The 26,371-nt window shown below is 58.4% G+C and carries 22 protein-coding genes; 13 read left to right on the top strand and 9 right to left on the bottom strand.

What is annotated here, in order from left to right:
- The first annotated feature begins 2,197 nt into the window (after positions 1–2,197).
- Positions 2,198–2,464 carry an endonuclease VII domain-containing protein gene (locus J2808_RS00975; protein WP_309810315.1) on the top strand — a complete coding sequence of 89 codons (267 nt, stop codon included), beginning with the start codon at positions 2,198–2,200 and terminating at the stop codon, positions 2,462–2,464.
- Positions 2,465–3,259: 795 nt separating this feature from the next.
- Here J2808_RS00975 and J2808_RS00970 read toward each other — a convergent pair.
- Positions 3,260–4,453, bottom strand: a complete 1,194-nt coding sequence (locus tag J2808_RS00970) for an RNA-guided endonuclease InsQ/TnpB family protein (protein ID WP_309810312.1) — start codon at positions 4,451–4,453, stop codon at positions 3,260–3,262.
- Positions 4,454–4,572: 119 nt separating this feature from the next.
- Here J2808_RS00970 and J2808_RS00965 point away from each other — a divergent pair, with 119 nt between their 5' ends.
- From J2808_RS00965 to J2808_RS00950, 4 genes are all read left to right on the top strand, one after another.
- Positions 4,573–4,884, top strand: a complete 312-nt coding sequence (locus tag J2808_RS00965; RefSeq protein WP_309810310.1) for a helix-turn-helix domain-containing protein — start codon at positions 4,573–4,575, stop codon at positions 4,882–4,884.
- Between the two features lie 269 nt (positions 4,885–5,153).
- Positions 5,154–5,831 (top strand): hypothetical protein, encoded by a 678-nt coding sequence (locus tag J2808_RS00960; protein WP_309810307.1) that lies wholly within the window; start codon positions 5,154–5,156, stop codon positions 5,829–5,831.
- Positions 5,832–6,347: 516 nt separating this feature from the next.
- A complete protein-coding gene (locus J2808_RS00955) occupies positions 6,348–7,079 on the top strand; it encodes a hypothetical protein (protein WP_309810302.1) in 732 nt (243 codons plus the stop codon).
- A 100-nt stretch (positions 7,080–7,179) separates the two neighbouring features.
- Positions 7,180–7,383 carry a hypothetical protein gene (locus J2808_RS00950; RefSeq protein WP_309810299.1) on the top strand — a complete coding sequence of 68 codons (204 nt, stop codon included), beginning with the start codon at positions 7,180–7,182 and terminating at the stop codon, positions 7,381–7,383.
- Between the two features lie 243 nt (positions 7,384–7,626).
- On the opposite strand, the gene J2808_RS00945 is transcribed toward J2808_RS00950, so the two are convergent.
- The gene (locus J2808_RS00945) at positions 7,627–8,454 is read right to left on the bottom strand and encodes a TM2 domain-containing protein (RefSeq protein ID WP_309810295.1); all 828 of its coding nucleotides are present in this window, start codon (positions 8,452–8,454) and stop codon (positions 7,627–7,629) included.
- A 529-nt stretch (positions 8,455–8,983) separates the two neighbouring features.
- Here J2808_RS00945 and J2808_RS00940 point away from each other — a divergent pair.
- Complete coding sequence (locus J2808_RS00940; protein ID WP_309810294.1) at positions 8,984–10,774, top strand: cutinase family protein; 1,791 nt, start codon at positions 8,984–8,986, stop codon at positions 10,772–10,774.
- A gap of 166 nt (positions 10,775–10,940) precedes the next feature.
- Complete coding sequence (locus J2808_RS00935) at positions 10,941–11,597, top strand: hypothetical protein (RefSeq protein ID WP_309810291.1); 657 nt, start codon at positions 10,941–10,943, stop codon at positions 11,595–11,597.
- Positions 11,598–11,849: 252 nt separating this feature from the next.
- Here J2808_RS00935 and J2808_RS00930 read toward each other — a convergent pair whose 3' ends face one another.
- Positions 11,850–12,035 (bottom strand): hypothetical protein, encoded by a 186-nt coding sequence (locus J2808_RS00930; protein ID WP_309810288.1) that lies wholly within the window; start codon positions 12,033–12,035, stop codon positions 11,850–11,852.
- A 128-nt stretch (positions 12,036–12,163) separates the two neighbouring features.
- On the opposite strand from J2808_RS00930, the gene J2808_RS00925 reads away from it, so the two are divergent.
- Positions 12,164–13,264 carry a helix-turn-helix domain-containing protein gene (locus tag J2808_RS00925; RefSeq protein ID WP_309810285.1) on the top strand — a complete coding sequence of 367 codons (1,101 nt, stop codon included), beginning with the start codon at positions 12,164–12,166 and terminating at the stop codon, positions 13,262–13,264.
- A gap of 167 nt (positions 13,265–13,431) precedes the next feature.
- Complete coding sequence (locus J2808_RS00920; RefSeq protein ID WP_309810282.1) at positions 13,432–15,111, top strand: ATP-dependent nuclease; 1,680 nt, start codon at positions 13,432–13,434, stop codon at positions 15,109–15,111.
- A gap of 203 nt (positions 15,112–15,314) precedes the next feature.
- Here the strand turns inward: J2808_RS00920 and J2808_RS00915 are convergent, their stop codons facing one another.
- Entirely contained in the window at positions 15,315–15,569 is a 255-nt protein-coding gene (locus J2808_RS00915; protein ID WP_309810281.1) for a helix-turn-helix domain-containing protein, read from the bottom strand.
- Between the two features lie 98 nt (positions 15,570–15,667).
- Here J2808_RS00915 and J2808_RS00910 point away from each other — a divergent pair, with 98 nt between their 5' ends.
- The 3 genes from J2808_RS00910 (at position 15,668) to J2808_RS00900 (ending at position 17,506) form a co-directional block, all read left to right on the top strand.
- On the top strand, positions 15,668–16,126 hold the full coding sequence (locus J2808_RS00910; RefSeq protein ID WP_309810278.1) for a hypothetical protein: 459 nt from the start codon (positions 15,668–15,670) through the stop codon (positions 16,124–16,126).
- A gap of 562 nt (positions 16,127–16,688) precedes the next feature.
- On the top strand, positions 16,689–16,826 hold the full coding sequence (locus J2808_RS00905) for a hypothetical protein (RefSeq protein WP_309810276.1): 138 nt from the start codon (positions 16,689–16,691) through the stop codon (positions 16,824–16,826).
- A gap of 5 nt (positions 16,827–16,831) precedes the next feature.
- Positions 16,832–17,506, top strand: coding sequence for a helicase associated domain-containing protein (locus tag J2808_RS00900; RefSeq protein ID WP_309810273.1), 675 nt, complete (start codon positions 16,832–16,834; stop codon positions 17,504–17,506).
- 19 nt (positions 17,507–17,525) lie between these two features.
- On the opposite strand, the gene J2808_RS00895 is transcribed toward J2808_RS00900, so the two are convergent.
- From J2808_RS00895 to J2808_RS00875, 5 genes are read right to left on the bottom strand one after another with little or no spacing between them, the layout of a single operon-like run.
- On the bottom strand, positions 17,526–18,254 hold the full coding sequence (locus J2808_RS00895; RefSeq protein ID WP_309810266.1) for a M48 family metallopeptidase: 729 nt from the start codon (positions 18,252–18,254) through the stop codon (positions 17,526–17,528).
- Positions 18,241–21,339, bottom strand: coding sequence for a type I restriction endonuclease subunit R (locus J2808_RS00890; protein WP_309810263.1), 3,099 nt, complete (start codon positions 21,337–21,339; stop codon positions 18,241–18,243). Before J2808_RS00890 ends, J2808_RS00895 begins: the two co-directional genes overlap by 14 nt.
- The gene (locus J2808_RS00885) at positions 21,336–22,280 is read right to left on the bottom strand and encodes a GIY-YIG nuclease family protein (RefSeq protein ID WP_309810260.1); all 945 of its coding nucleotides are present in this window, start codon (positions 22,278–22,280) and stop codon (positions 21,336–21,338) included. Before J2808_RS00885 ends, J2808_RS00890 begins: the two co-directional genes overlap by 4 nt.
- Complete coding sequence (locus J2808_RS00880; RefSeq protein ID WP_309810257.1) at positions 22,277–23,509, bottom strand: restriction endonuclease subunit S; 1,233 nt, start codon at positions 23,507–23,509, stop codon at positions 22,277–22,279. Before J2808_RS00880 ends, J2808_RS00885 begins: the two co-directional genes overlap by 4 nt.
- Entirely contained in the window at positions 23,506–25,983 is a 2,478-nt protein-coding gene (locus J2808_RS00875) for a type I restriction-modification system subunit M (protein ID WP_309810253.1), read from the bottom strand. The genes J2808_RS00880 and J2808_RS00875 overlap by 4 nt, the downstream gene beginning before the upstream one ends.
- Before the next feature lie 213 nt (positions 25,984–26,196).
- Here J2808_RS00875 and J2808_RS00870 point away from each other — a divergent pair, with 213 nt between their 5' ends.
- Positions 26,197–26,343, top strand: a complete 147-nt coding sequence (locus tag J2808_RS00870) for a hypothetical protein (protein WP_309810249.1) — start codon at positions 26,197–26,199, stop codon at positions 26,341–26,343.
- The last annotated feature ends 28 nt before the right edge of the window (positions 26,344–26,371 follow it).

Below are 26,371 nucleotides of genomic sequence, written 5' to 3'. Positions count from 1 at the left end.
CTCTTGGCCAGGTGAGCAGGCACCACGGTTTGCCGCAACTAAACTGCACGGCAATGCATAGAATCTGCCACCCTGTTTCTGAATAGGCATGAGCATTCCGGGAGTAAATTGATGAACAGCGAATCCAAATCCACTCCAGATACGCCTCCGACACTCGTAAACCTGAAGTTTGTGGGTTGGTTACTGGCCAGTCTGCTCATAACAGCTGTTGCGCTCGTTCTTATCGTCGTATGGATCGAGCACAGCACTCAAAATGTTCCAGGAGTTGTCAGCTCCGTGCTTTCTCCCCTAGTAGCGATCGTTGGAACTCTGCTTGGTCATCATGTCGGGTCCAGGACCGGACACCGCTCTTCTGACTGAGTCATCTGGCCCGGAGCGGGTGCTCGTCACCGAGGTAGGGCTCGTAGCAGGCATCGCGATTCCATCGGCTTCCTGATGCGGAGCTCGTCCGTGACCGCAGGCACCCGCCTGGCGCGAGGCTTGTCGCTTCGGCGCCGTCAAGGAAACCCATTCCGCGCGCCAGTGAGCCGACGGTGAGCGGCGGCCCTCGGATGGGCGATGCGCCGACGCCTTCCTGGCGGAACATACCAGACTGTTGCCGGTTGACAACCGAGGGGGACTGGGCCGTGGAGAGGGCCGGATCTTCCGCCATGTGAGTGGTCGCAGACTGAGAGGAATGCGAAAGGCCATGACAAGATGATCGCCCGTCAGAGATTCTCGATGATGACGCGACAGAGTCGGCGTTGCCGCCCGCGGGCACGCTCATCATCCGCCCTTGGCACGAGCGCGAGGTCGCGCCGGGCTTTCGCGCCCCTAGGGTTACTTCAGGAAGTGGGGCCAAAAATTACCGTCATACCGGGGCCATCCAAACCCGTCATAGTCACACTCCCTCGATTTGCTATTGTTTAGCAGCGCTTCCCACGGCGAAATTACTGACGCTGATAGGCAAGTGCGTACTCCGGAGGCCATGCCCAGTACCGTTCTCAGAAATTCCCCACCGAGGGCCTATAACAACCCTTCCCGGGGCGGATCGAGGAAGAGAACTCGGCTCCACGACGCGGAGAGTGGGACCTCCACAATCCCGGCTCCACGACAGGGAAGGTGCCCACGATCGGCTGGACACGCGGCATGCCCTGGTCGACAACTCCGCCGGCGGCGTAACCACGATTGACAGGGCGAGCCTGTGTCTCATCGCTGGGATACGGGATGAGGTACTATCACCGAACACTTCAAAAGGCTCGCGCTCAGGTCTCTTTAGGAAGCCAGGAGAGGTTCATAAAAGCTCGATCCACACCTTGCTCATCCCCGGCGTAGTCGCTTCAGCGGGCGAGGTGCAGCCGGACGACCGATTACTGGCATTGCTGGACCGTCGAGGAAATCGCGTGGTGGGGCAGCCTCGACCCGGAACTCTGGACCCCGCCTCCCCTGGCAGGGATACTGGCCGCCGTTCTAAAAACACCACTATAAATAAAGAGAGCTATAGCCGGAAGGCTTGCGAACTTTATGGCCATCTGCGGCGTCAGGGCACTGTGGCCCGGTGCGCCCTGACGGCAAAAAACTCTTCCCTGGACCAATGACACGAAAGGTAAGGTCGCTTGGGCGACCACCGCCCTGCCGGCTTGTAGCGGCACGGTTGCCCTCGGTGGGCAACCCCATATGCGGGGTGTTGAAACGTCCTCGACACGTCAAGTGTCGCGGACCTGGATGGATGCTTTTCGCCGACCTGTCAGCCCTTCGGGGCCGATGGCTCGGTATCGGAACGAGCCGGGTGCTACCGGGGCGTCGTTCGCCCAGGCAGACTACCGGAGTAATAAGTCATACTTAATCGCTTCTTAACCCGTACGGCACCGCGGGCGCTACCACGGCCGGGAAGGCGCAGTGAGCGCTTTTGGGTCTCCCCCAGGGGTCTGAGGGGATTGAGCTGTCCAGGAACCCGCAGCGGGCGACCTTGGCACACGTCAGCCCACGGTGGCAGGTCTTGCCCGTACTCTGATCACAAAGGTGATGGGGCGCACGCCCCACTCTGAGGACGACTGCAAGCAGATGCAGCGGGTGCTCTCGCTGCTCGGAACGGGGAGGTAGCATGCCTGCGCGTGGGACTATCCAATGCCACACCTGCGGGCGATTCAAGCCCATGGCTGACTTCTTTGCCCGTGGCATAGCGCTGGTCATGTGCACGAGCTGCACAGTGGCCAGTGTGGACCCGTTGCTTGCCGTCCGCATTCGCCAGCGCTACGGCATCACGGCCGTCGAGTATGCGGCGATGCTCCTGGACCAGCACAACCTGTGCGCCGTATGCGAGAAGTTGCGCCCACTGCACGTCGATCACTGTCACATTACCGGGAAGGTGCGGGGGCTGGTGTGTAGGCCTTGCAACACTGGCATGGGCATGTTCAATGACGATGCCGACCGGCTGCTAGCCGCAGCGGAGTACATCACCTATCACAAAGACATGATGGACTGACGGAGGAGAACCGTGATCCTTGAGACCGAGAGCGCCATCTATGCACTGGACCTTGTGGCCATGAGGCTGAAGCGCATGCCACGGGACAGTCCCATCGTGGTGGAGAACCCACGCGAGGGGTTGCCGGCGGTCGTGGCCTCACTGCGTCTGGATGGGGAGGTGCTTGGGATTCTCGACAACGCCTCGGCACGCCCGCACCGGAGGTCGGGCCTGATCCAAAGTTGGGGTTTTCCGGCTGTGGGCGCGGCGCCAGTTGGGCAACGCTCTCGCTCGTTCAGGCGCGAGAGGCCGGAGGGGTCCAGAGCTGTCGTGCAGGTGAACGCGAGGGCAAGGGATCCGCTTCACAAGATGCGGAGGTGGGTGCACAACGAGCCATGGCTGTGTGCAAGACGCAGGTGCCGCGACGCACCGTCCGCACGCGAGAGACGCAGGTGCATTCGCGACGCACCGCACGCATTCGTCGTGCGTCGCGAGAGACGCACGTGCGCTCTAGTACTCTGTTGCACGGTGGCAAGAGACGCGCGTGTACGTGCGGATGAATAGCAGGAAGTCCAACAGGCTGCCGGCCCAAGGTTTTCGGTCACCCCACGGCCTCAGCCAGTCGGCTGGGCAGGACGAACTTTGCTGAATCACGACACTCGGGACGACGTTGCGGGTGCTTAGCGTGCCCGTTCGTGACGATGCCACCCTCAATCTGGAACAGATGGCCGCCTCGGGTTTGGCTGGGGGGCGAAGAAATCTACCTGTGGCTGCACCGCGTCAACTGTGGCCATTCAGGACCCGGCGCCCTTCTCGTTAGGCGGCCTGCGCCGCTTCCCGCAGGACCAGCCCGGCCCTGAGTATATTGACCGCCGCGTTCTTGTCGGCGTCTGCCCGGTGCCCGCAGGAAAGGCAGAGGAATTCCTTGCCGTTCCGGTTGGCCGCCTCCCGGTGCCCGCATTCACTGCAGGTCTGGGAGGTGTAGGCAGGGTTGACCTGGATGAACTGACGACCGGCGCTTTCAGCCTTGGCGCGTATAAATTCCAGGAGTATTCCCCAGCCTGCATCGAGTATGGAGCGGTTCAGTCCCTTCTTTGCGTTCCCTCCATTGGGTTGATAGCCCCCGGCTCCGTCGGGCCGGGGGACGGCACGCCGGGTCATGCCTGCGATGTTAAGTTCTTCCGCCACGATAACGTCGTAGCTGTCCACGAGCTGACGGGACACTTTGTGTAGGTAGTCGCGCCGCTGGTTGCTGATCTTCCGGTACACGCCGGAGACCCTCTCCCGGGCTTTACGGTGGCGGTTGGATCGCTGCTTCGTGCGGGACAGGGCTTGTTGGACCTCTGCCAGCTTCCCCGGGGAAGCCTTCCTGTAGGCCGGGTTCCCGATCCGCTCCCCCTGGGAGGTATACGCCAGACCATTGTGGCCGGTGGCGAGGTCGATCCCGATCGTGGCTCCGGTCTTCGGGAGCGGCGCCTGCAACTCCTGCTCGGCGGCGAGGATGACATACCAGCGTCGACCTTCCCGTTTGATGGTAAGTGTTTTTACCAGCCCCACGACGTGCCGGTGTTGCTTGACCTTGACGTGCCCGACGCCCTTGAAATAGGCCCGGGTCTGCGTTAGATGGGGCGCTGAGTCCCACTTCGCGCCCGTGACGGCGCGGTGGACGGCCGTGTTGAAGCGGGTGGCCGCCTTGTAGCGCGGGTAGCCCACCCTCTTCGCGCCAGCCTTGATGCGGCGGAAGAACGCCTGGAAGGCCTTGTCCAGGCGAAGGACGGTTTGGGATTCGGCGGCCGCGGACCAGCGCTCGTAGTCGGGGTTGTCGGCGCGGATCTCTTTGAGCTGGGCATCCTGGGTGCGGACGGTTACGTTGATCCGGTGGCGCTCCCACATGTACTTACGGTCCTCCAGTGCGGCGTTGTAGAGGAATCGGAAGTCGTCCAACATCGCCACGAGCGAGGCCTCCTGCTTCGCCGTCGGGTCCATGCGGAACTTGTAGGTCCGGATCATGACATCCGTCCGCAGGTATCCATAAAGTCCGCACCGACCTTGTCTGAAAGGATGCACCAAATCATGCATGTACCACTAGTAGAGCAGACAAGGCTAACATTGTCAGCTGACATGGATGGATGCCCACTCGCCCGCACCAGTCCTCCGAGGAGCAGACGCTCCGGTGGGCGCAACGCCGGGCAATGGTCGGGGCGCGAATCCGGCAGCTGCGGCTTGAGCAGGCTCTGTCCCAGGAAGCTTTGGCACTGGAGTCCGGCTTAAGCCGGAACATGATTATTGGGATTGAGTGGGGCAAGAAGAGCGTGGCTTACGAGCGCCTTTGGGACATCGCCGACGTACTCGACATACCTGTGACCGAGCTCCTCCTCCCGCCGGATTCGTCAGTGAAGAGCACGCCATATCGAGGCGGCCGGCGACCAATGGGCCAGTAGGCCCGGAAAAGGCTTAAATCATTTGCCGTACGCGGAAGTCGACCACCGCCGCCGACGTATCGCCTCCGGCGGGGTAGGCACCATCCAGAAGTCGTTCCATCGATCTAGGCGCCCCGGCCGACGTGCAGCACACGTTCCGCGGCTGCGTAGTTCTCACCCCACTTCCATTTGGGCGCCAGCGGTGGCGCATACCGCAACCTGCCTGACTGCCTCAAGCCGCGACATTCGCAATAGACGCCAAGAAGGTCGATGTCGGCAATGATGGTTCTGTGAACAGCACTGAGGGACCAGTTTTCGACGTAGTCACCGTGCCGGACTCCGCAGACGCCCGACTGTTCGTCGACCTGTCGAGTTACGGGGCGGATCTGGCTGAGGCTCGTCATGCCCTCGATCTCGCGATCCAGTCACGCGGCGAGGGCTCTCAGCTCGAGGACGCGGCAACCTACCTGATCGCCTCTGCGGTCATCGCATACTGCCGTACGTATTTCCCCTCGAACGTGAGAAAGCCGCTGACCGACTACATCGACATCCCCGACGACCTCGCCGACGTACACCGGCTGGTGGGTGCCTTCAGGAACACCACGGTTGCCCACTCCCAATCCAAACTCGCAACAACATTCGCCATGGGCGTCCTTGATGCAGAAACACTTTGCGTGCGGGATGTGACGGCTGCGACCGTGTCACAGACGTTGCCACCGCCGCTGGTGGAACGCTTCCAAAAACTGATGGAAATCGCAGACGACCTGCTCTTCGAGGTGATCGAGCCCGTCCGGCAAAGGCTGGTCGAGCAATTGAGCGGATCCGATCTGGAGACGATGGTCATTGACGACGGACGTCTAGAGATCGTCGAGGCCATGGATACAGACTTCAACCCACGCACGAGAAGACGGCCCTATCCGACCTCACACACCGTTTACTGGTCGGCGACCTCTCTGACCGGCGACTAACTCCGCGGACGCAACAAGGGCCCGCGGCGCGCTTTCAGATTCGGTTCCGTGCTGCCGGGGGGCGCTTTATGGATGAAGGTAGATTGGCGGGAGCGAATTCGGGAATTAACGCCCATATGCTGCTATAGGTTCAAGGAATCAATGTACGCCCTGATGCCGGAAGTGTGTCACCTCACCAGCGCCTTGGGTATCGCCGGAGTCCTGGGGGCGATGTGGCTGATTCCTCTTAGCGGCGGATCGGCCGGACAGTCCTTACCGCGGCGGTCCCCTAGCGATGCAAAGAGCCGGCGACCAGAGGCCTGAACCTCAATTCGGCAGGGCCGCCCTCAGAAGTCTACAGAAGGCCGGGAAGAGGCTATTTCAACCGCAGATCAACTGATCACCTGAGACCGGTCTATCTTGAAACACAGCCCACATCTTGATGCTTGGGCCACCATGCGGGCAACTGATGAGTGTGTAAATTCTGGTAGGCCGGGGCACCGGTCAGCATCACCGACCTGTGCCAAACTGTTGGTTGTGCAAAATTCAGATCAACATCGAACCAAAACTCCACGTCAGCTCTGGGTGGCAATCGGAATAAGCCTAATCTTGGCTTCCGCGCTGATCTATTTCGGGTTTCTCGCTTTACCGTCGCTGGCCCCCGAACACCAGGCATTTTGGTCCGGCCTGATCGGTAGTTTTGTTGGCAGCGCCGTCGCATTCGGGGGGGCCGCTTGGCTGTGGCGGATGGAACGACACATCCTCGTGGACGAGAGAACAGCGGACCGCGCGCACGTACGCGTTCACGAGCAAAAACACCAGGACTCACGCAGTTTGCGGGACTGCCTCGCAATCATAGGCCACCTGAAAGCACTGAATTTCAACATGCATAATGAAGCAGCGTTTGCGACTGCACGAGACAAATACCTTATGGGCATCCGTTTCGATGAGGCAGTGTCGCTGATTAATGACGAAGCGCTCCGTGGCGAACTTGCGTTCATGCAACGACTTGTAGACGATGATCAGGTTCTGGACCACTTCATCAGACCGGAATGGGTCCGCCTCGACATCGTGCATGACTGGCTATTGGGCCTCATATCGCTAGGTGAGGATCAGGAACCAGCAAGCGCCCGCCCGCAGAATTACGACAAATTGAGTGACGATCTGGAGAGCTACGAGGAATACCGAAATGAGCAGATGGAATTAATCGCTGAATATGAAGACCAAAAAAGAGCCGTATCAAACCCCGACGCGGCCAGCGAAAGCTAGCGTTACTCCAGCGCCGCCGGATGGACAGCAGGTTTACTCGACTATTGAGGACTGACGACGGGCATACGTCGAAGTGGGACAGTGCTCCAAGCCAACAGACGTGAAAACTACCGCGCTAGCATGCGAGGACAAAACTCTACTGGGCATTGCGCCGTCTGAGTCTGCTCGTGACGACCAAATTGCCGCAATGAGTATCTACACGGAGAAACTCGGCTACCGCATTCTCGGCGGCAAGAACTGGGTGATTTCAGGTAAAAGCATAGAAACCGTAAGGCAAAAACTGGGCGGCATCGTGGCAGGATAGCAGTCCCTTCCCCCGAACGCGGGCAAGGGGCGCCCGGCCCTGTCGGTCGAAGAGATCGACCTGCCAGTACCATTCTTGCCAGCTTAGATTCGCACCTTACAGAAGTGACCGGACAGTCATCAGGCACAGTTCAAGCCACCTCTGGCGACGCGACCGTGGCCACCCCCTTGGTGGGAGTGGCCACGATGACTGACGCAAAACCCTCTGCCCGTTGGCTAGTGCGCGCGGCAAGGGGCTGAGCGTCTACTTAAGCGGCACCCCAAAAGCGTCACGGCTGAAAGTATTCGCCTTGCATAGGATCATGATGCCCTCGATGATGCCCCACAAGCTCACAAGCCCGAAGGTGAGTGGGAACGTCAGGAGGAACGCGGAAAGCTGCAACCAGCCCCAGCCCTTGTCGCCCAAGTAGAACCGGTGCGCCCCGACGAAGCCGAGTAAGATCCCCAAGATCCCGGCCGTCGTCCGCGACTTTTGGACGCGTCCTTCAGCTGTGACTGACAGCCATTCGTGGCGGGCTATCTCCTTGGCGGTAGTCGCAGATGTGGTCTCCAGCGTCCATCTTGCACCGTCCCAGCGGCGGGCCACACCCGTCTCCGTGTTGTACCACCCGGCCGTTGCCGAGCCTAGGCTCGCGTTAAGCATGGCGCCGAATGAGTGCGTGACGCGGGATCCTGGCTTGGGCGCAGGGTTGATGTGGTTATACCACTCCATTTCGATATGCGTATCCGCCTCGTTGCGGGTCAATCGTCCCTCCGCCACATCCAGCTCGGCTCGTGCCACAAGCAGGTCATAGAAGGCGTCGGTCGGCGTCTTGCGACCCTCTACCACCGCACGGTCCGTGCGGGCCGCCAGCAGGCTATAGTCCGCCTGACCCCGCGTGATTCGCCCCTCTGCCACATCCCGGTCCGTACGGTTCAGCAGCCGGTCATAGTCGGCTTCGTAGGCCTGCCGCCTCTGAATGTCCAGCAGTGCACTGGTGTCTGCTGCCAGTTTCCTCTGCTGCTCCAGCTGCTGGCGGCTAGTTACAAAAGTGCCGACATTTGCAGCGGTATTGAGACGGTTGCCCTTCATATTTCCCAATTGATTCCCCCATTTAAAGTACTTTGATTTCCGAAATGCTTATGCGTCGTTGCGCATGACCTGCAGCTTGCGTGAATCGTCTCATGGGATCCCTCGTGTAATACGGATCTTGATCCAATGCTTTGATAAAGCTGAGAAGCAAACGCACGGGGCGGCCCCTGTTCCTACCAGCGTCGGCGGTGCTGGGGACGCCCAGTCCGGAGTTCGTTTCTTTACAGGCCCCTCACGCCGGCTAACCACTTCGGCCCTGGCCCGGCGGCCGCCCTCGGCGTCCGGAACCTGGCCAACTAAACCGGTCCGATCACTCCTCGACGTGATCCAGTTCAGAACGAAGGTGCATTAGCCACATGAACAGCCCAAATCAGTCTCGTAAAGTAATGCTTGCCACGGCCGCTTGGATCATTGAGGATTGGCACATCGCCGTCGGAGGTAACCGGCCGCATGAATTGGGGGGGCCAAGATGATTCGGAGACTCGCCGCTGGGCTGCTTGTGTTGGTGCTGGTGGTTAGCACAGCGACAATGGCTACAGCCAAAGATAGTAGCGGGAACACTATTGTCCGCCTCACCAACACAACCCCCTGTCAAGACGTTGTCTTCTTGGGCGTGCGCGGCTCCGGAGAGAAGCCGAATGAAGGCAAATGGGGCATGGGCCGGCGCGTCGAGGATGTATACAACAGCTTCACCGCGAGCGTGAAGAACAGACGAATCGCAGCGACCGGCATCGACTACGCGGCAGCAGACGTGCCTGTTGCCGAAAGCATGACGGTGTGGGGACCTATAGCGTGGGAAGGATATTTTGCCAGCATTGATGGTGGCGTACATTCATTAGAAGCCACTCTTATCAACCGCACCCACAACTGTCCTGACGAACGTTTTGTCCTGGCTGGATATTCCCAGGGTGGCATGGTGATCCACCGTGTCGTGTTCGACCTCAGCCGCGCCCCACTTGGTAGCGTGCTCGATCGGATTCTCCCGAAGATCGACGCTGTTGCAACAATAGGCGACGGCGACCGGGTTGCCTTCGACGACGTTGTGACCTTGGGAAGCTCGCCGACGGAGGGGCTAGACTACGGGGTTGGGCTTGCAGGTTACCCCTCGGGGGCATCCTTCGTCGCGACCAGCACTCATCTCTCATACGTCGGGCATGGCTTGAACTCACGCTGGTTCCAGGTCTGCGACTACGGCGACATTGTCTGCGACCACGGACGCGCTGTTACAGCAGGGCCGTTCCCCACGGACCTGATCGCCGGGCTGACGTACGGCGTCAATGCTCACAAGAACGGCTACACCAAGAAGAACCATGCGGTCGTGGAAGCCGGTCGACAACTCGCCCTCACAACCATGGCGGTGAATCAGCTACAGGTGTCCTATTCCCCGGCTGCAGCGACGGTGGGTGCTGCCTACACGGGTACGTTCACTCGGGAGAGCGGATACCCCCTCACGAACATGGTCATGACCTCAGGTAACCTGCCACCCGGGCTCACTTGGGGAGGTGTGAATGGTGTCTCGGGAATCCCGACGCAAGTCGGCAGCTGGACGTTCACGTACCGGGCCAGCGATCGAGTCGGACAGACATTTCAAGGCACGGCGACTATTTCGGTCAGTCCGATGACCAACTCGTACGACATGGCAGTTCGCATCGTTGCAGACCCTGTTCCGGCGCAGTACTCAGCAGTGGGCTACAACGCGACCTACCACGTACTGGTCAAGAACAACGGAACCGAGAAGTTCTGGCCGGGCATGACGACTTCCGAATGCTCGATCCCGATGCAGACTTGGGGTACGACGGGCCAAGCCCCCCAAGATTATTCATACGTATCGCCGGGAGAGGAGTGGGCCTGGGACTGCTGGCACCCGCTGACGCCAGCTGACATCAGTCAGGGCTTCTTCACGGCCGCCGGCGCGGTATTCGCTTCGTCTGACTATTCCAACGTAGCCAACACTGTGGTGATCCCGACGCAGACCGCATCGAGTCAAGTCGTTGTCCCAGTGCAGATGCTGACCCTTGACGTGGCGGGGACGCCGCGGACCCGCTATGACACTGACTGGACGATCACGCTTCTCAATAGCGGCAACGTGACGGTCAGTACAAGACCGCTCAGTTCGTCGCTCTGTGGCTCAGTACCTTTGCCGTTGAGTACGCTCTCGCCCGGCCAGTCCCTCACGGTGTCCTGCTCGAGCACAGTGAACGAGGACTATCTCAATGGCAGCATGGACTTGGTCGGCAACTCTGTCTCAGAGACAGCGTACGGTCCCGACGGCCAGCCTTATTCGGCAAATGCTTTCGTTCAGGTGACGGTGCCGCAGTAAATAGCCTGTGCAGCTGCCGACATGAGTTCGGCTTCAGTCGGGCTCGCATGACACCTTGTATCGGAGCAGCCGCGGTGCAAGTGGATGGAGGGGACGAAGAGGCTGCTCTCATGTATCAATACAAGGAGACCGCCGAACGGCGGTCGACGACTACCCGGGGGACCGTATGACAGACATTGCTCCACGAGACTTCGATCAGGACCTGAAGGTCCTCCTGGCCGGAATAGATGCCCGGCTACCGAAGCCATTCCCGGAATGGCCAGGCGGTTACCTGGACCAGGTCGAAGCGGCGCTTATCGACGCCGTCCTGTCCATCCGCGCCCGTTACGGCAAAGCCGACACCGGCGTACGTGCCGCAGTGCGCCGCTACAAGGACGCCCTCGGCGACCAGACCCCGAACTCTCTGTCACGTCTCGCCGATTTCGACGAGGTAAAGCTTGCCGAGGTCCTGCAAAACCATCAGATGACGGGCTCGGAAACGAAGGCTGCGGCCATCGTACGGGCCGCCCGAGCCCTCTCCGGCATCGGCGTTGAAACTGCCGCCGACACCGACCCCAAGGACCCCGCCCATCGAGCTGCCTATGTGAACGTGCCCGGACTCGGCCCGGTAACCTGGTACTACTTCACGATGCTCATCGGCGCCCATGATGTAAAGCCTGATACCTGGCTCAAAGGTTTCGTTAAGCTCGTCCTCGAAACTCATGGGCCGGTCTCCGACGAATACGTGCGCAGGCTGGTCAACGCCGCCGCGGCCGAACTCGACGTTGATCCGCGAGTCCTGGATCACGCCATCTGGCTGTACATGCGCAGTCGCGAGGATTAACCAGGTTCTATCCGCTCACTACCCGGCTGCGGTTCTTCCGCAGACCCAGTTCGGGGGAGCAGTCCAATGACCTACGTGGAACTGTGGCCGCAGTCGCCCGGGAGAAGTCGTGTAGTCGGATAATCCCACGAGTGGCCACTTTCAGAACGATCTTGCAAAGGCGAATTCTCCAAAGGCCCATGGCATCCGAAGTCACTTGCGCTCGATGTCTGAATTACTGGCCCGCCCTTGTTCCTCCTCGATCTGGCGCATTCAATCGCGCCGCCAGGTATCGCGGATAACCTCAACCAGCTTCCTTACGGATTTGGTCACGCTTGTGGCGTCGCGGGTGGCGTCTCTTCCGGCATCCCGGACCGCGTCGTTCTGCGAAAGCCTGTATAGACGGCGAACAAGGTTGGCCCGGTCGGGCGACTGCTGGGTGGGGTTGATGCGAGTCATTGAGTCCTTCTCATGTTGGGGCGGATCGAATGAAGCCTCAGCTAATTGCCTTGGTTTAGCTCAATTTAGCTAGCTAAATTTCTATATGTCAACTAGCTCGTACTAATTTAGTGCGATACGGTGTGATCATGACACAAGACCATATGCAGGTTCTCGGGCAGGTGGTACGGGAACTCCGAATAGCGAAGAAGCTAACCCAGGACGAACTCGGGACTAAGGCCGGGTACCGCAGCGGTGCCGGTGTTTCGATCTCACGCCTGGAGAATGGACAACTGAGGCCGGGGGCCGAACGGCTCGACGGTGTTGCGGAAGCGCTCGGGCTCACCCGGGAGGAGTTGGAAACGAGAGTCTCCCGGCAGACGGTCGAAAACGTCGAGGCGGCCACCGCCGACGCCACTGCTACCGAGTCTCGAAGCCCGGAAGGGTCCAAGGATCGGTATAGGCGGATTGAGCAGGAGATCGATGCGCGGAAACGGGACATCACCGACCTCAGCCGGGTATTCAATGAGGCGCGGGACCGGGCTCTCGATGACTTCTTCGGAAAGTTCACTGAGATCGCGGGGCGCATTGAAGGCGCACGACAACCCGATCCGACACAGCTCCACGGCAAAGACCCGATCGACGTCATAGACAGCAAGGTTCAAGTTGCCACAGACGGCGTCCCGCAACCGCCCGCATCAAGTACGAGCGGGGCAGCAACCGACTTCCAACTTGTCTGGCTGAAACGAGCCGCCCAACTGGCAGCCGCTGGCGCCGGCGGCGCAATGGTGCTGCCCATCCTCGCTGCGGCCCCCCTGGCCGCCTTCGGCATCGTCGAGATCGCCAAGCGCAACCGCAAAAGACAGCAGGAATTCGACGCAAAGCTAAAGCGGGCAGAAGCCGAACTCGACGCCACCACCCCTGGCTTCAAAGCGCTCCAGAACATACTCCCACGAGCAACCGAAACGCTCGACTACATCGCGGTACATGCCGGCCACGCACTCAACCGGTGGGAGAACCAAATCAGGAGCCAAGTCGGGTCGGGACCAGTGACCTGGGAACTGTTAAGTCATGGCGACCGGCAGCTCTACAACGACTTCTTCGAGATCGCAGCCGCACAAATCACGGTCTTGACGATTGACGTTCAGAGTCTCCTGACCACGCTCGATGGCGACGGCCTGAACCAACTGATCACGCAAGCCGACGAGGCTCTAACCCAGTCTCAGAATGCCGTCCAAACGCTCGTCTGAACTCAAGGGCATACGGAACGAACAGGTGACAGGTTCGATTTAGCCTCCACCAGCGGTGAGCTGCCGGTTGATGTTGGGCGGGTGATCGAGTCGCGTTGGTCGTTCCGGCAGGGTTTGTTCCGGAATGCCTGCGTTAAAGGTGCTTGGCTCACCATTACAGTCGTGGGATGCGTATCAACGGCGTTCGAGTCAAGAATTTTAGAACTGTTTCGGCTCAGGAGCAGTACCTCGACCTCACCCAAACCATGACAATCATCGGCCCTAATAACAGTGGCAAGACGAACCTGTTGCAGTCGATCCAAATGTTCTTCACTGGATACGACAACATGCATGGATACTCCGTGGTTGACGACTCACCTCGCGGAAAGGGATCCCGGACGAGTATCGTCGGGTATTTCGACGGTGATCCCACCGGCCAGGACCTCAATTTTTACGCAGATCTCGACCGCCTCTATTCAATGTATGGGCTCACGCGTCCGAGCGAGGGTGTCACTCTTTACCTAACCTTCTCACCCTCTGGCACGCCGATCTATAACTTCTTTCCAAATCAAAAGCGACCTCGCGAAGGAACCGCTCAGTCTAATATCAGCAGGCTCCAAAAACAGCTCGTCGTGGAACTCCTAGGCCAGTTTCACTGCCACTTCATTCCCTCAGAGAAGAGCATGCGTGAGCTGGTCGATGATGTGCTGACGCCGTTTGTGCAAGGTGTGGTAGTCGGAGTTCTCGAGCCGCTCTTGGACAGTATCCAGTCAGAGCTGGATGACGTGTCCAAGAACATTACGACTGCCTTGGCCGGCAGCGGTGTAGTCGGTCTCTCGGCTTCTTTCGGATTCCAGGGTGGTTCCATTGACAACATGCTGAGCGGCTTCGACTTCTACCTGAGCGACCCGTACAAAACACCGCTCGCAAGGAAGGGCCAAGGGACTCAAAGTCTAGCGTTCATGGCTGCACTCCAATGGGTGTCGGAAAAGGAGTCCGAGTCTGGAAAACGGCCTATTTGGCTTATTGAAGAACCTGAATCATTCTTGCACCCAGAGCTATCACGCAGCGCAACACAGCTACTTGAGAAATTGGGCGCGTCATCAAACGTGGTCATGACTAGTCACTCGATGGCGTTCGTACCGCACGATCCACGGAGAGTCGTCGGCACGCAGCTTGATTCCGAGGGGAACACCGCGCTCATCAACTTCAGTTCACACGAAAAGGCGACGGCCATCCTACGCAAAGGGCTAGGGCTTCGTTTTGCTGACTACTTCTCGCTCGGGACCTCAACGGTGCTGACCGAAGGTCAATCGGATTCGATGTATCTCCGCTGGTTCCTTGATCTATCGAAAGACTGGGAGCACGGCGAATGGCCACACTTGCGAGCCGCCACGATTAGCGATCGCGGGGGCGCGTCCCACTTGGCAGGGTTTGTACGTGCTAACTACGAAATTCTCCGCAAGGAGCAGCCCACCATCAGTCTTTTTGACGGTGACGACGCAGGGATCAAAGCCGTCAGCGACCTTTCTGCTTATTTCGGCAACGTGGGGATCCCCTTTAACTCAAATCGCGAGTACGTCTATGTGCGTTCCGGATTCGCTATCGAGGGCCTGTTCCCCGATAACTGGGTTTCCGATCACTATTTATCTAGCGCTAATCACTTCATCGATTTTCAAGTAGATGCCGGAGGAGACCTGATGAAATTTCGGCTGAAGGACAATTCAAAAACCGCTTTCGGCAACGCCCTCAAAACACGCGCCGAGGCCGATCGCGATACGGAATGGTCGGCGCGGTGGACATTGGTGTGTGCTGTCCTAGACAAGGCACTCAAGATTCAACAGGGAGTGATCAACTCGGCAGGGTAGGCATTCGACATGAGAATCGACCGGCAGGTTCTGTATCAGGGGAGCTCGCTGATCCACGTCACGTATCTCTAGGAAATGCAACGTCTCGCCGACTGAACCGTGGGACGAGCACCGTGCCTTAATTTCGTGGAATCGAACAGGTTCGACAGAGAACAGAATTTCTCGTAACTATGCCCCACAACCTTGTCGCTGACTCCCCTGCCCTATGCGTCGGTCTCTGACGGCACATCTTCGACAAGTCCGGCTTCAACCCGCTCGGCTGCCTGACGGTACGCCTCGGCTATGTAATCCTCGAAGTCCTGCACGCTTGTTCTCCACAGCCCCCGGGCACCAATCTGCAACCCTCGCAGCTCCCCGCTCTTTAGCAATGAACGGACTTGGGGGATGCCGACATTGAGCTCTTCGGCAACCTGCTCGATGGTCATGAAGCGCGCTGCGTGCTTGTCGGGTACGGGCATAGCCCTATCGTATGCGGGCGAATCCCGTTCCTACGTGGTTGGCCGGCCCTTCCGACTTGCTCGATTAGGCAGCTCGTTATTTCTGGCAGACTGACCGCATGGAATTTGAGTCGTCATTGTGGGGAACAGTCGGGCAATGGGCGTCAGCGGTCTTCGCCGGCTTGGCCTTCTTCGCCACCTTCTACGTCATCCGCAGAGATTCAAAGCTGCGCCGCACGTCTCAGGCCCGGCGCATCGTGTACTACTTCAGCTACTTTATTCCGGGTGAACCGATGGAGGACCGCTGGTTCCACATCCGCAACAACAGCGACGAGTCGGTTTACGATGTCCACTTCTACTACCACATTGGCCGGTACATTGAGCAAGGAGCACGACAGGTACTGCACCCTGGCGAGGAGACGAAGTACAGGAGCCTGGAAGTGCCGCGGATATCCTTTCGGGATGGGGCGGGAGTATCTTGGCTGCGGAACATCGAGGGAGATTTGAAGACTGGCCGACCCAAGTACAGCAAATGGTTCAGGCAGCACCGACGGATGTTGCAGAAGAAACCGAGCTAGACGGTAGGTAGCCTGTGGTTGCTGCCGTCGGCACCGTGACCTAGTTGCCCAAAGGTTCTGGCGGGTTCTTCATGCATAACGCTTCGTCCCCGTGGGACTGCCGGGGCGCTAGTGACTCGGGTCTTAGTGCCACTTGGAGCGCAGGCCGGTTGACTGTCATGTGCGGCAGCGGACCGTAACTAAGGAGCTGCCCCTACCCTGCAGGCTCCGTTTAAGCGGGTATTTCGTCGGAAATGCGCCAGATGAGTTCTCCTGGAACACCTTCGCGGGCCCGGCCCCCTTGATGCGCAGCTCGTCCGGGTCTTCATCGGCGAGGCACCTACTGCCCGGGCTTTCAGTTCCTCCCCGCCAGCCAGCTTGGCAACGTAGGCTCTCTGTGCCGGCACGGTATGGAACTGGGCGTCCCGCCCAACTACTTCACAGCCTGGATGAACACTCCGGCCACCGAACTCGCCGGCGCACGGCCGTGGCCTGTCTCCCTCACGCACAGCGGCTGCACCGCGCCCCCGATGCCCTGGCAGCCCAGCAGCCCCCAACCAGGAGAGCCAACTAGGCTGATCCGGTGGAAACCACCCGAACGCCCCAAAGGGCAAACGCCAGCACCATCGCCCACTGCGACAGCGCCGCGATGGCGAAGGCCGCACCCGAAGCCGCCAGCCCGGAGGGCACGAAGCTGACCGCTGTCCGAACGGACAGCTGACCGGCATGCCCGAACAAAAGCGGACCGCCCCGCACCCGGAATGGGTCCAGATGTACCGGCAAGGACTCACCACCACCCAAATCGCCGCCACAACGGACGCCGCTCAAAACACCGTCCGCTACCACCTGGCCATCGCCGCAGCCGCGGAACCGTCCCTCCGGGACGACCACCGCAACGCAGCCCGCCCAACCAAAACCACACGCATCACTCCCGCCGGGCTGCAAAACCTCCAAGACACCATCGCCCTGTACAAGGCCGAGGGCCGGCTCCCCTCGTCCAAATCCGCCTCTGCTCGGGAACGGTCCTTGGCCACCTGGCTCGTCAACCGGCGGCAGGACCACGACCGGGGCACCCTCGTCCCTATCTACAGGGACGGCCTGCATCAAATCCCCGGCTGGGAACAGCGCACCCGCAAAGACGACGACCAAAAACGGTGGAACGAACGCCTGCGTGAACTCACTGATTACATGGTTGCCGGGAATGACTGGCCCCGCCATAAGAAGACGGACACCGAAGAAGAACGTGTCCTGGGCATGTGGCTGCACATCCAACGCATTAAATACCGCCGCAACGAACTGGACCAAGACAAAGAAACACAGCTCAACACGCTCCTTCCCGGTTGGCGTGACGGTAGGACGCGCGGCCGCCCACGCGGAGCCCGGTACGTCCCTCGCGCCTGATCAGCCGGGGGCCCCTGAGCTACGCCGTGCCCCACTTTTCTTCGGATAATGGCGCTGTGTTCAGTTCGTCCCGGCGCGCTCTCCAATCAGGCAGAAAAGCGTCCATAAGCTCGGCAAAGCGTTCGTTGTGGTTGCGTTCAAGCAAATGGGTTATCTCGTGTACGACGACGTATTCCAAACAGTTTGGGTGTTTCTTGGCCAGCTCCGTATTGAACCAGATGTGGGCCGACTCCCGGTTGCATGATCCCCACTTGGTCTTCATCCGGCGAACTGACCACTTGGCGGCTTTAGGCCCAATGATTGGCTCCCATTTCGCCATGAGAGCTGGGAGTTCAGATTTCAATGCCTGCCGATACCACTTATCCAGCGCATCTCGCCTGGCTTCTGGTGCGCTGTCTTCCGGCGCGTGCATGATCAGTTTGTTGCCGGAGGTGTCGAAGCGAATCCGTCCTGGCGTGTGGATGACGTGGAGCCTGTAACGCTGTCCCCAGACGTAGTGAGATTCCCCGGCTATCATCTCGCGTTCGGACTGGCGCACGGCGTTGCGCAGTTGCTCCCGTTGGCGCTTGATCCAGGGCAACCGCTGAACGATTGCCAGTCGAATGGCGTCATCATCCAGGCGCTCCGGAGCTGCCACGCGCACTCGTCCCAGTGGTGGGTAAACGGCGATATGCATGTTCTTGATGTGTTTGTAGACGACGTCCACATCAATGCCGGCAACTCGAATGTAGGCGTTAGCGGTACTCATGCCGGGCCTTCACGAGATCAAACAGTTCGTCGAAGCGATCAAAACTATCGGGCAAAACGCGCTGAATCGCTCGCTTTACGACCTTCTCTTTCATGACGTTGCCTACCCAATCGTGGGGCTTGCCACCGCGGATAGCGGCGTCAACCTGCACCGCCAGGTTTGGATCTTCGAAGTCGAAATCCACGAGCGCCCGCTGCGCACCGTCTACTGCCCATGCGGGGTAGTTGTTGCCGGTTCCTTCGGCTCCAACAGCTTTGGCATGTGCAATCAACTCGTGGAGGTATTCCTGGTATTCGAGTGCCCCCAGACGCCGCTTCTCAATGATGGCGTCGAGCAGGGAAGACATTGTGTCGTAGTACTTGGGGTTCATCGCTTGCTCGTCGACGATAACCCGCCGAATATTGTTGACGATCACCTCGGCCATGGCCTCTGGGTCTTTTTTGAGGCCTTCGGGGAGCTTGTCTAGGGCGGCGACACCCTCCTTGACGATGAGTTGCACCAGCCCGACGTCTTGGAAGTCTGCGACGACCTGCGAGGCATCGGCTCGAATGTAGGTGTCGAGGAGGAAGCGCATGTCGGCTTCGTACTGCTTGAAGTCCTCGTTCTCGCCAGCACCAACCTTCACCTCGGCCACGACGTCAACGTAGTGCTTGACCTCAGCTGCGATAGATGCTGCCTGAGCGTCGTTATAGCCGGCCTTATCCATGTCGGTGGCGATAGCCGCATAAGCGCGTGTAAGGGCAGCTACAGACTTGTAAAGCTCTACGCGTTTGGCTTCATTGGCCTTGATTTGCGAGGCGTTGCCGACTTCGGTGGCCACAAAGTAGTGCTGATACTGCTGCGGTTGCTTGGGTGGCAGCACCGCCTCGCAGAGGGCACGGACGCGCTCCAGGGCATCGTCAAGATCCTTCCGTCCTTGGACGTGACGGTCTTTCATGATGCCTTTGACGTCATCCTCGTCATAATCCTCGAACGCTCCCTGGGTGTAATCAGTGATCGCGTCCTCAAGCGAGTTGAAGAGGTCCTGATAGTCCACGATGTAGCCGTAGTCCTTATCGTCACCGTCGAGTCGGTTGACACGGCAGATGGCTTGGAAGAGTCCGTGGTCACGCATCTTTTTGTCGATGTAGAGGTAGGTGGCGGAAGGTGCATCGAAGCCGGTGAGGAGCTTATCGACGACGATCAGCAACCGCATCTGGCCCGGTTCGTTGATGAACCGTTCTTTGACTTCCTTCTCGAACTGTTCGACTTTCGTCACTGCCTGGTCGGCAGGCTCATTGAAGTAGTCGGCGAGCATCTGCCGGTAGATGTTGTATTGGCGTATTTTCTCGGTTGCGCCGTGGCCGGTGTCTTCCTTGGAGATGTCCCCCGGCTGCGGCTTGTAGCTGGTAACGATGGCGACCTTGCCCTTGAGGTGGGTTTGGTTGAACATCTCATAGAATTGGCAGGCCTGGTAGATGCTGGCGCCGACGAGCATGGCGTTGCCCGCGCCATCCATCAAGCGTGGTTTGGTGGCCATGTCGAACATGATGTCCATGGCGATCTGCTTCGATCGTGGCTCCGAGCTGATGACCTTTTGCATCGTGCCCCAGCGCTTCTTAAGCTCGGCCTTGGATACGTCGGTCATGTTCTTCGTCGCGGAATCAAACCATTGATCGATCTTGGTATGGGAGACCAATTCCTGATCGATATTGCGGGCTTCATAGCGTAGATCCAGCACCACGCCATCGTCGACTGCTTCATCGAACTTATAGGTGTGGATGAAGGTACCGAAGGTTTCCATGCTGGTCGCCTTGTCCCTCTTTAGCAGCGGCGTGCCGGTGAAACCAATAAACATCGCGCCCGGCAGCAGCCGCTTCATGGCCTGATGCATCTTCCCCGACTGGGTGCGGTGTGCTTCGTCTACGAAAACGAAAAGGTTCCCCTTGGCAGAGAAGCCGGCGGGAATCGTGGCGTTCAACTCGGCGATGAAGGCGCCACTGGCCTCGTCCCGTGCCTGGTCATCGTCGCCAGACCGGAATTTGTGCACCAAGGACCCGATGAGCCAGGGCTCGTGCTTGTTCAGCGCCGCAATCAGATCGGGTCCTGAGCTGGTGCGATAGATGTCCTCGTTGACCCCGTTGAAGACCTTCTTGATTTGTTCGTCCAACTCGGTGCGGTCGGTGATAATGAGGACTCGGGCCTGCTCCGAACCTTGAGTCTTGTGCTCACGGATCCACTTGGCCAGCCACACCATGGTCAGGGACTTACCCGATCCCTGGGTGTGCCAGATGATGCCGCCCTCGCGCTTGGCAATGCGCTCCTGCGCTGCTTTGACTCCAAAGTACTGGTTGTGACGGCAGGTTTTTTTGGTGCCGGAGTCAAAAACGATGAAATCATGGATCAACTCAAGGAAGCGCTCCTTGCGGCACATCTGAAGTAGCCCACGATCCAGTGGATCCTCTGTCTCAGATGGTTCCTTCCATGACAGCCAGTATTTCTCTGGTGTCTCGATGACTCCGTAGCGCAGGCCCTCGATGTCATTGCCGGCAAAAAGCAACTGAACAGTTGTGAAGAATGGCCGGATGAAGTCCTGGCGCTGATTTCCTATGTTCTGGCGGATACCTTCAGAGACACCGACCTTTGAGCGCTTAAGCTCTATGACACCGAGTGCCAGGCCATTAACGTAGAGCACGATATCCGGGCGCTTGTTGTGCTCTCCCTTGATTGAGACTTCCTCCGCCACCAGGAAGTCATTGGCTTCGGGGTTCTCCCAGTCGATCAGCCAGACAGTTTTGGTGTTCTCGCCGATGCCAGGCTTGACCTTAACGCCATAGCGCAGGAGGTTGTAGACATCACGGTTGGCCTCGTAGAGCTTACGGCCGCCACCCAGTGAGGCGTCCCTCTTGAGCTGCTCAAGGGCTTTGTTGATCAGGTTGTCGTCATAGCCTCGCGCCCGGAGGTTCTGTTCGAGTAGTTCAGTTTCAACGTGGGAATTACCCTCGCGGTACTCCCAATTGCCGCCATAATCATAGTCAAGCTGTTCTCGAAACAGCTTCACTACCCGGATTTGTGTCTTGCGTTCAACCTGTCCAACCTCGCTCATAAGCCAGATCCCCCGAGATTTAGTTCTATTTCCTGATTCTGCCAACTGCCATATGACATGCCGCTTGAGTGAAGTTTCCATTCCGCGCGGCCGTTGGAATTTCGTCCGCTCACGATCGCAGCTGCGGCCGATGGTGAGGCAAATACCTGGCTCCGAGCGAAGACAGCCAGCCTGCCATCAGCGGTTGGGACCAAGGTGCCATCCTGTTCCAGCTTGTCCCGCAACCGGCGATAACCGTCCTCAACGCCGATCCACGAGGGCCGAGCGAGGGAGCCCTCCAACACGGTAAACTCACCGTCTACTTCGTGAGCGGTGGCCACAATGCCATCCTTCTTTAGACGCATTTCGAAAAGCGGTGAGACGGAAGGCTGACTTGCCGGATTGGGCTCAACCGGATCAATTGGTGCGGTTGAAACGCTTGTGTTCCGAAACAGATTCACCCCTAACACCGGCAGCGCAATCTTGGCCTGTGAGATGAAGTACTCCATATCCGATATGTCAGACTCGGGCAGGGGCAATGGTGCGGGAGCAGTGCCGTTCACAAGACGAGCCCGGCTCGCCTGTCGCGCCAATGTAATTAAGCGAGATTCCAGATAACGGGCATGGGCTTTGGTGAGATTGGAGTCTTTGCTCGTGAGTACGATGGCCCGCTCCCAGAAGTCCTTTCCACCTTGGTCCTCTGTGCGGGAATGCTGGTATAGCCGTTTACTTACGTCATCGCCTTCCCCGATATATGCCAGCGAACCGCCCATACTGTCCGGATCATCACCGAGAAGAATATAGATGCCGGTGCGGCCGGCCTCAGGGCGCTTCAACAGCGACCCAAGATCCGAACGTGGGGCTGCCACGACATGCCCCGTCCAGTTCATGATCTCGGCCGTCAACAGACCGCCTGGAGTTCCATCAGCCAGGAAGAGACGAACCGACTTGCCAGCACTCATGCATCGACGTCCGCAACGGCGAGGCGGGTGTGGCCAGTCAAGAGATCCTGCATCATGCCTTGCTTCATAGCCTTGGCTTTTGTCAGCCGGCCACGAAGCAAACGAATCTCACGATCCACATCGACGACAACCTCAGCAATGGCGTCTTGTTCGTTGCGAGGCGGAAGCTCCACCTCAATGTCAGCAAGAGCCTGGCTGCTGATATGGACGACGGCGTCCCCCTGGCCGGCTCGGGATTTCTGATCGACAACGACTGAAGTATTGGCAAGCAGGCCCAAGTAGACGGAGTTGAATACATCACCGCGAAGCACCACGATGTCACCGCCCGCGACTGCTGGAATGGGTCCGATATAGGCGACGCATTTCCCGATCTCATCGCGGGTCTCCCCGGATCCGGCAAACAGAAGGTCACCCGTTTTTATTGGTAGCGCAGTCGAAGCAATCTCCGGCGAAACAAAAGATTTCGCAGATCGCGTGTAGTCATTGAAGACCGTATATATCTCGCCATACCGGATACAGGGGATCCCGGATGCACGCACGTCATCACGCCTGACTCCACGGCCCTTTAAGAGGGTACCAAGTGCTCCAAGGCGCTGTTTCGTCCACGGCTCTGTGTATCCGGGCAGGCGGGTCTTGCCGGTAAGAAGCAGCTGCATCATTCCCTGTTTGATCGCATGCTTCTTGCCGATCAAACGTTCCAGCGTGGTTATCAGGTTATCGGCGTCATCGAGGGCCTTGGAGATCAGCTTCTGAGTGTCCATTTCGGGGACCGGTATTTCGAATGATCTAACTTGTTCGAGAGACAGGTTCGCCTGTGCAGCCTGAACATTAATTTCCGATATATGTCTTCCTATGGCTTGGCTCCTCAGCGCCCAGAGGAGGTACCGGGAATCGATACCACTCCGTTTGCAGGGCCTGATAATGGCAAAAGCCTGATTGGTATTTGCAGGTAGCCAAGACTTGTCAACGATCGTCGTGCGGCCGAGCGCACCAGCAATTGAAAACAGAATGTCGTCCTGACGTAGCTGAGAACGACCTAACAAGTTGTGCGTATCCGCATCGATATGAGCGACTTTGTCTGGTAAGTAAGTTCCATTTGTGGCGATGGTTTCAACCTTAATGAAGCGAACACCACTCGACACGAAGGCACGACCGAGCGAAGTGGGTGTAGTGCCCTTCGTAACAACCTCGCTCAAGGACCGGACAGTCGCCGTGGGAAATGCTGTCATTTGATCCCCATCTTGGCCAAGTGGAGGGAGACCCTGCCTTCTAGCTCCGAAAGCATGCTGTCTAGGTCGGTGGTGGTTGCCGCATACCGCCCACCCAGTTCCTGAATCCGTGCGACCAGTCCAAGGGTGAGCCCATCCACTTCGCCTGCAATACGGCCGCCGATCGCAGCTCGCCACTTGTCATCGAGCACAAGCTGCTTGATTTCTTCCGCTTCCAGGTCGCCGTACTTCTTGAGTGCAGCGAGGTCGAGGTCGACTTGCGCTTCCTTGACCGCTTTCTTGGTTGCCGTTTCGGAGTCATAGAGCCCGACAAGGTGCTCCAACGCTTTTACTTCTTCTGGGTCCGTGGCTTCACGTCTGGCAGCCCTCAGACGTGCAGTTGCAAGGACCTTCGTGATCTTGTCATCGTCCATGGCGTCGGCAAGCAGTCCCTCGTCGACGGCATGCGCCTCTGTGTATTCCTCGACGCTGCGGCTGGCTTCTTCGGCAGCAACAGCTAGTTCGTCCAGTTTGATCTGTTCAGCGGCGAAATAGCGGGCAACGACAAGCGCGGGTGAAATTAGATCCATCTTGTACCTAGCGGCACTACGGCCGGAGCCAATGACCAAGTCAGGCCTCTCCGCCAGTTTGCGTTCCTTGTCGTCAATTGTCTTGCGCGGGGTTGCCGCGCCGGCCCAGCCGTCATTCATGATGAGAAAGACGTCATCATGCATCACATCGTGCCAATAGGACATGAGCTGCTCGTACACGCGGTACTCGTCTAGTAACGGGGTGTGCCTGAATCTAGCCAGCAAGTCCTCGCCCAGCTCGGCAATGAGAGCATTTGGCTTCGTGTCCTCGGTGATTGCTTCCAATCTGGCTCGGTGGGCACCGAACCAGTTGTCAACTTCAGCACCAATCTCCTTGGCGAACTGCTTGAATTCCATGGAATCGAGGATGGTTTGTTGCACATCAGCGACGTCAATTGCTAGGTCACTGTAACCGGGGCGATTCGGCTGGAAAAGTGTCGAGCGGAAGGTTGGAAAGGCATCCCAATACCCAGCAAGGGCGGCGACGTCGCGCTCTGGAATTCCGCCGTGGATGTGGGCTTGGAGATCTTGAATATCTTCCGGCTCCGAGGAGTCGATGTAGCGGGGGATGTTCAGGTTGTAGTCGTTCTTGTCATCCGCAATCTCAGACAGCGGGACCATCCGCGAATAGCGTTCGAGCTCGGTCTGCTTAGTAAAGACATCAACGATCTTGTGTAGATCTTGCGAACGTAGTCGATTCTTGTTGCCGTCCTTGATGAACCCCTTGGAAGCATCGATCATGAACACGCCGGTCCGGGCTGCCGCATTTTCCTTGTCCAAAACGATGATGCAGGCGGGGATGCCCGTGCCATAAAAGAGGTTGCCGGGCAACCCGATGATGCCCTTGATGAAGCCTTGCTTTAATAGCCGTTTGCGGATGGCGGCTTCAGCGTTCCCTCGAAACAGGACGCCATGCGGCAAAATAACTGCCGCTTTGCCGGTGCTCTTCATTGATTTCAGGATGTGCAACAGGAACGCATAATCACCGTTCTTTTCTGGTGGCCTGCCGTATTCAAAACGGCCGAACTCATTCTCCAGACCGTTGCTCCAGGACTTCACCGAAAAGGGCGGATTGGCCACCACGAAGTCGAACACTTCGAGCTGGTCACGCTTGGTAAATTGGGGGCTCGTTATCGTGTCACCCTTGCGGATATCAGCGATCTCATTACCGTGCAGGATCATATTCATCTTGGACAATGCCCAGGTCGCGTTGTCCTTCTCCTGGCCATACAGGGTTAGGCCGTTGGGGGCTTCATCGCCGACTTTAAGCAACAGGGATCCGGAGCCACAAGTGGGGTCGTAGGCTGTCTCCGAAAACTGCGTCTCGGCGTTGATACCGAGGAGCTTGGCCAGAATTCGTGAGACCTCGGCCGGCGTATAGAACTGACCCTTAGATTTGCCCGACTCAGTTGCGAAATGTCGCATAAGGTATTCATAGGCGTCTCCCAACAGGTCATCGCCCTCTGCGCGAGAGCCGCGGAAGTCGAGGTCTTGGAAGATGGTGACCAACTTCGACAGCCGGTCCTGGATCTCCTTACCCTTGCCCAGCTTTTCTTCGTCATTGAAATCGGCCAGGTCGATGACCTTCTGAAGGCTGTTGGCCTCAGCGAGGTTGGCGATGATCTTGTTGATCCTGTCGCCGATTTCCTTGTCGCCCTTGGCTGCGATCATGTCGTCGAAAGAGCCGCCGACTGGTACCACGATCAGAGAGTCCGGGTCAGTTTTGAACTTATCCGACACGTACTTCACGAACAGCATCGTCAGGATGTAATCCTTGTACTGGCTGGCGTCCATGCCACCGCGCAGTTCATCACAGCTCTTCCAAAGTGAGCTGTAAAGATCCGATTTCTTGAGCGCCACGGCCCGTACCCCTTGCGTTGATCCCGATTCGGTTGAACCTGTCATGTGGCAGTTCCAGCTCACACGACGGTCACCATCTAGTCTTAAACTCAATCTCTATCATGGCCGCTATCTGGCCGACGAAAGAACCTAGTTAACCGAAGCCATAGCGGGGACCCACGAATAACGTTGGACACAGAAAAGCCACGGTTGCTCGTCGTTAAGAACCCTCGCGGCCCCATCCGCTCGCCATAACAGGACGATTGGTCAAATTGTGGCATGCTTCGAGCTAGGGACGAGCCGGACGAAGCACTTGGAGTTGTAGACGAACCGCAAGTCTGGGAGACACTTCACGAATCCCTCGCGGCCTACATGTCCGGTACCTCTCCGGCACACGACGAGGTGCTCATCGAGGGCGCTGACTGAATTCGGGAGAGGTCCAGCATTGGCAAGG

Source organism: Pseudarthrobacter sulfonivorans, assembly GCF_031454915.1.
Taxonomy (GTDB): domain Bacteria; phylum Actinomycetota; class Actinomycetes; order Actinomycetales; family Micrococcaceae; genus Arthrobacter; species Arthrobacter sulfonivorans_C.
The sequence above is the reverse complement of the archived record's forward strand: the minus strand, read 5'-3'. Positions and strand labels throughout refer to the sequence as shown.

Excerpts from the sequence above, each read along its gene's own strand:
- J2808_RS00970 (WP_309810312.1), bottom strand. The coding sequence starts at position 4,453 with ATGATCCGGACCTACAAGTTCCGCATGGACCCGACGGCGAAGCAGGAG.
- J2808_RS00965 (WP_309810310.1), top strand. The coding sequence starts at position 4,573 with ATGCCCACTCGCCCGCACCAGTCCTCCGAGGAGCAGACGCTCCGGTGG.
- J2808_RS00945 (WP_309810295.1), bottom strand. The coding sequence starts at position 8,454 with ATGAAGGGCAACCGTCTCAATACCGCTGCAAATGTCGGCACTTTTGTA.
- J2808_RS00940 (WP_309810294.1), top strand. The coding sequence starts at position 8,984 with ATGGCTACAGCCAAAGATAGTAGCGGGAACACTATTGTCCGCCTCACC.
- J2808_RS00935 (WP_309810291.1), top strand. The coding sequence starts at position 10,941 with ATGACAGACATTGCTCCACGAGACTTCGATCAGGACCTGAAGGTCCTC.
- J2808_RS00930 (WP_309810288.1), bottom strand. The coding sequence starts at position 12,035 with ATGACTCGCATCAACCCCACCCAGCAGTCGCCCGACCGGGCCAACCTT.
- J2808_RS00925 (WP_309810285.1), top strand. The coding sequence starts at position 12,164 with ATGACACAAGACCATATGCAGGTTCTCGGGCAGGTGGTACGGGAACTC.
- J2808_RS00920 (WP_309810282.1), top strand. The coding sequence starts at position 13,432 with ATGCGTATCAACGGCGTTCGAGTCAAGAATTTTAGAACTGTTTCGGCT.
- J2808_RS00915 (WP_309810281.1), bottom strand. The coding sequence starts at position 15,569 with ATGCCCGTACCCGACAAGCACGCAGCGCGCTTCATGACCATCGAGCAG.
- J2808_RS00910 (WP_309810278.1), top strand. The coding sequence starts at position 15,668 with ATGGAATTTGAGTCGTCATTGTGGGGAACAGTCGGGCAATGGGCGTCA.
- J2808_RS00900 (WP_309810273.1), top strand. The coding sequence starts at position 16,832 with ATGCCCGAACAAAAGCGGACCGCCCCGCACCCGGAATGGGTCCAGATG.
- J2808_RS00895 (WP_309810266.1), bottom strand. The coding sequence starts at position 18,254 with ATGAGTACCGCTAACGCCTACATTCGAGTTGCCGGCATTGATGTGGAC.
- J2808_RS00890 (WP_309810263.1), bottom strand. The coding sequence starts at position 21,339 with ATGAGCGAGGTTGGACAGGTTGAACGCAAGACACAAATCCGGGTAGTG.
- J2808_RS00885 (WP_309810260.1), bottom strand. The coding sequence starts at position 22,280 with ATGAGTGCTGGCAAGTCGGTTCGTCTCTTCCTGGCTGATGGAACTCCA.
- J2808_RS00880 (WP_309810257.1), bottom strand. The coding sequence starts at position 23,509 with ATGACAGCATTTCCCACGGCGACTGTCCGGTCCTTGAGCGAGGTTGTT.
- J2808_RS00875 (WP_309810253.1), bottom strand. The coding sequence starts at position 25,983 with ATGACAGGTTCAACCGAATCGGGATCAACGCAAGGGGTACGGGCCGTG.
- J2808_RS00870 (WP_309810249.1), top strand. The coding sequence starts at position 26,197 with ATGCTTCGAGCTAGGGACGAGCCGGACGAAGCACTTGGAGTTGTAGAC.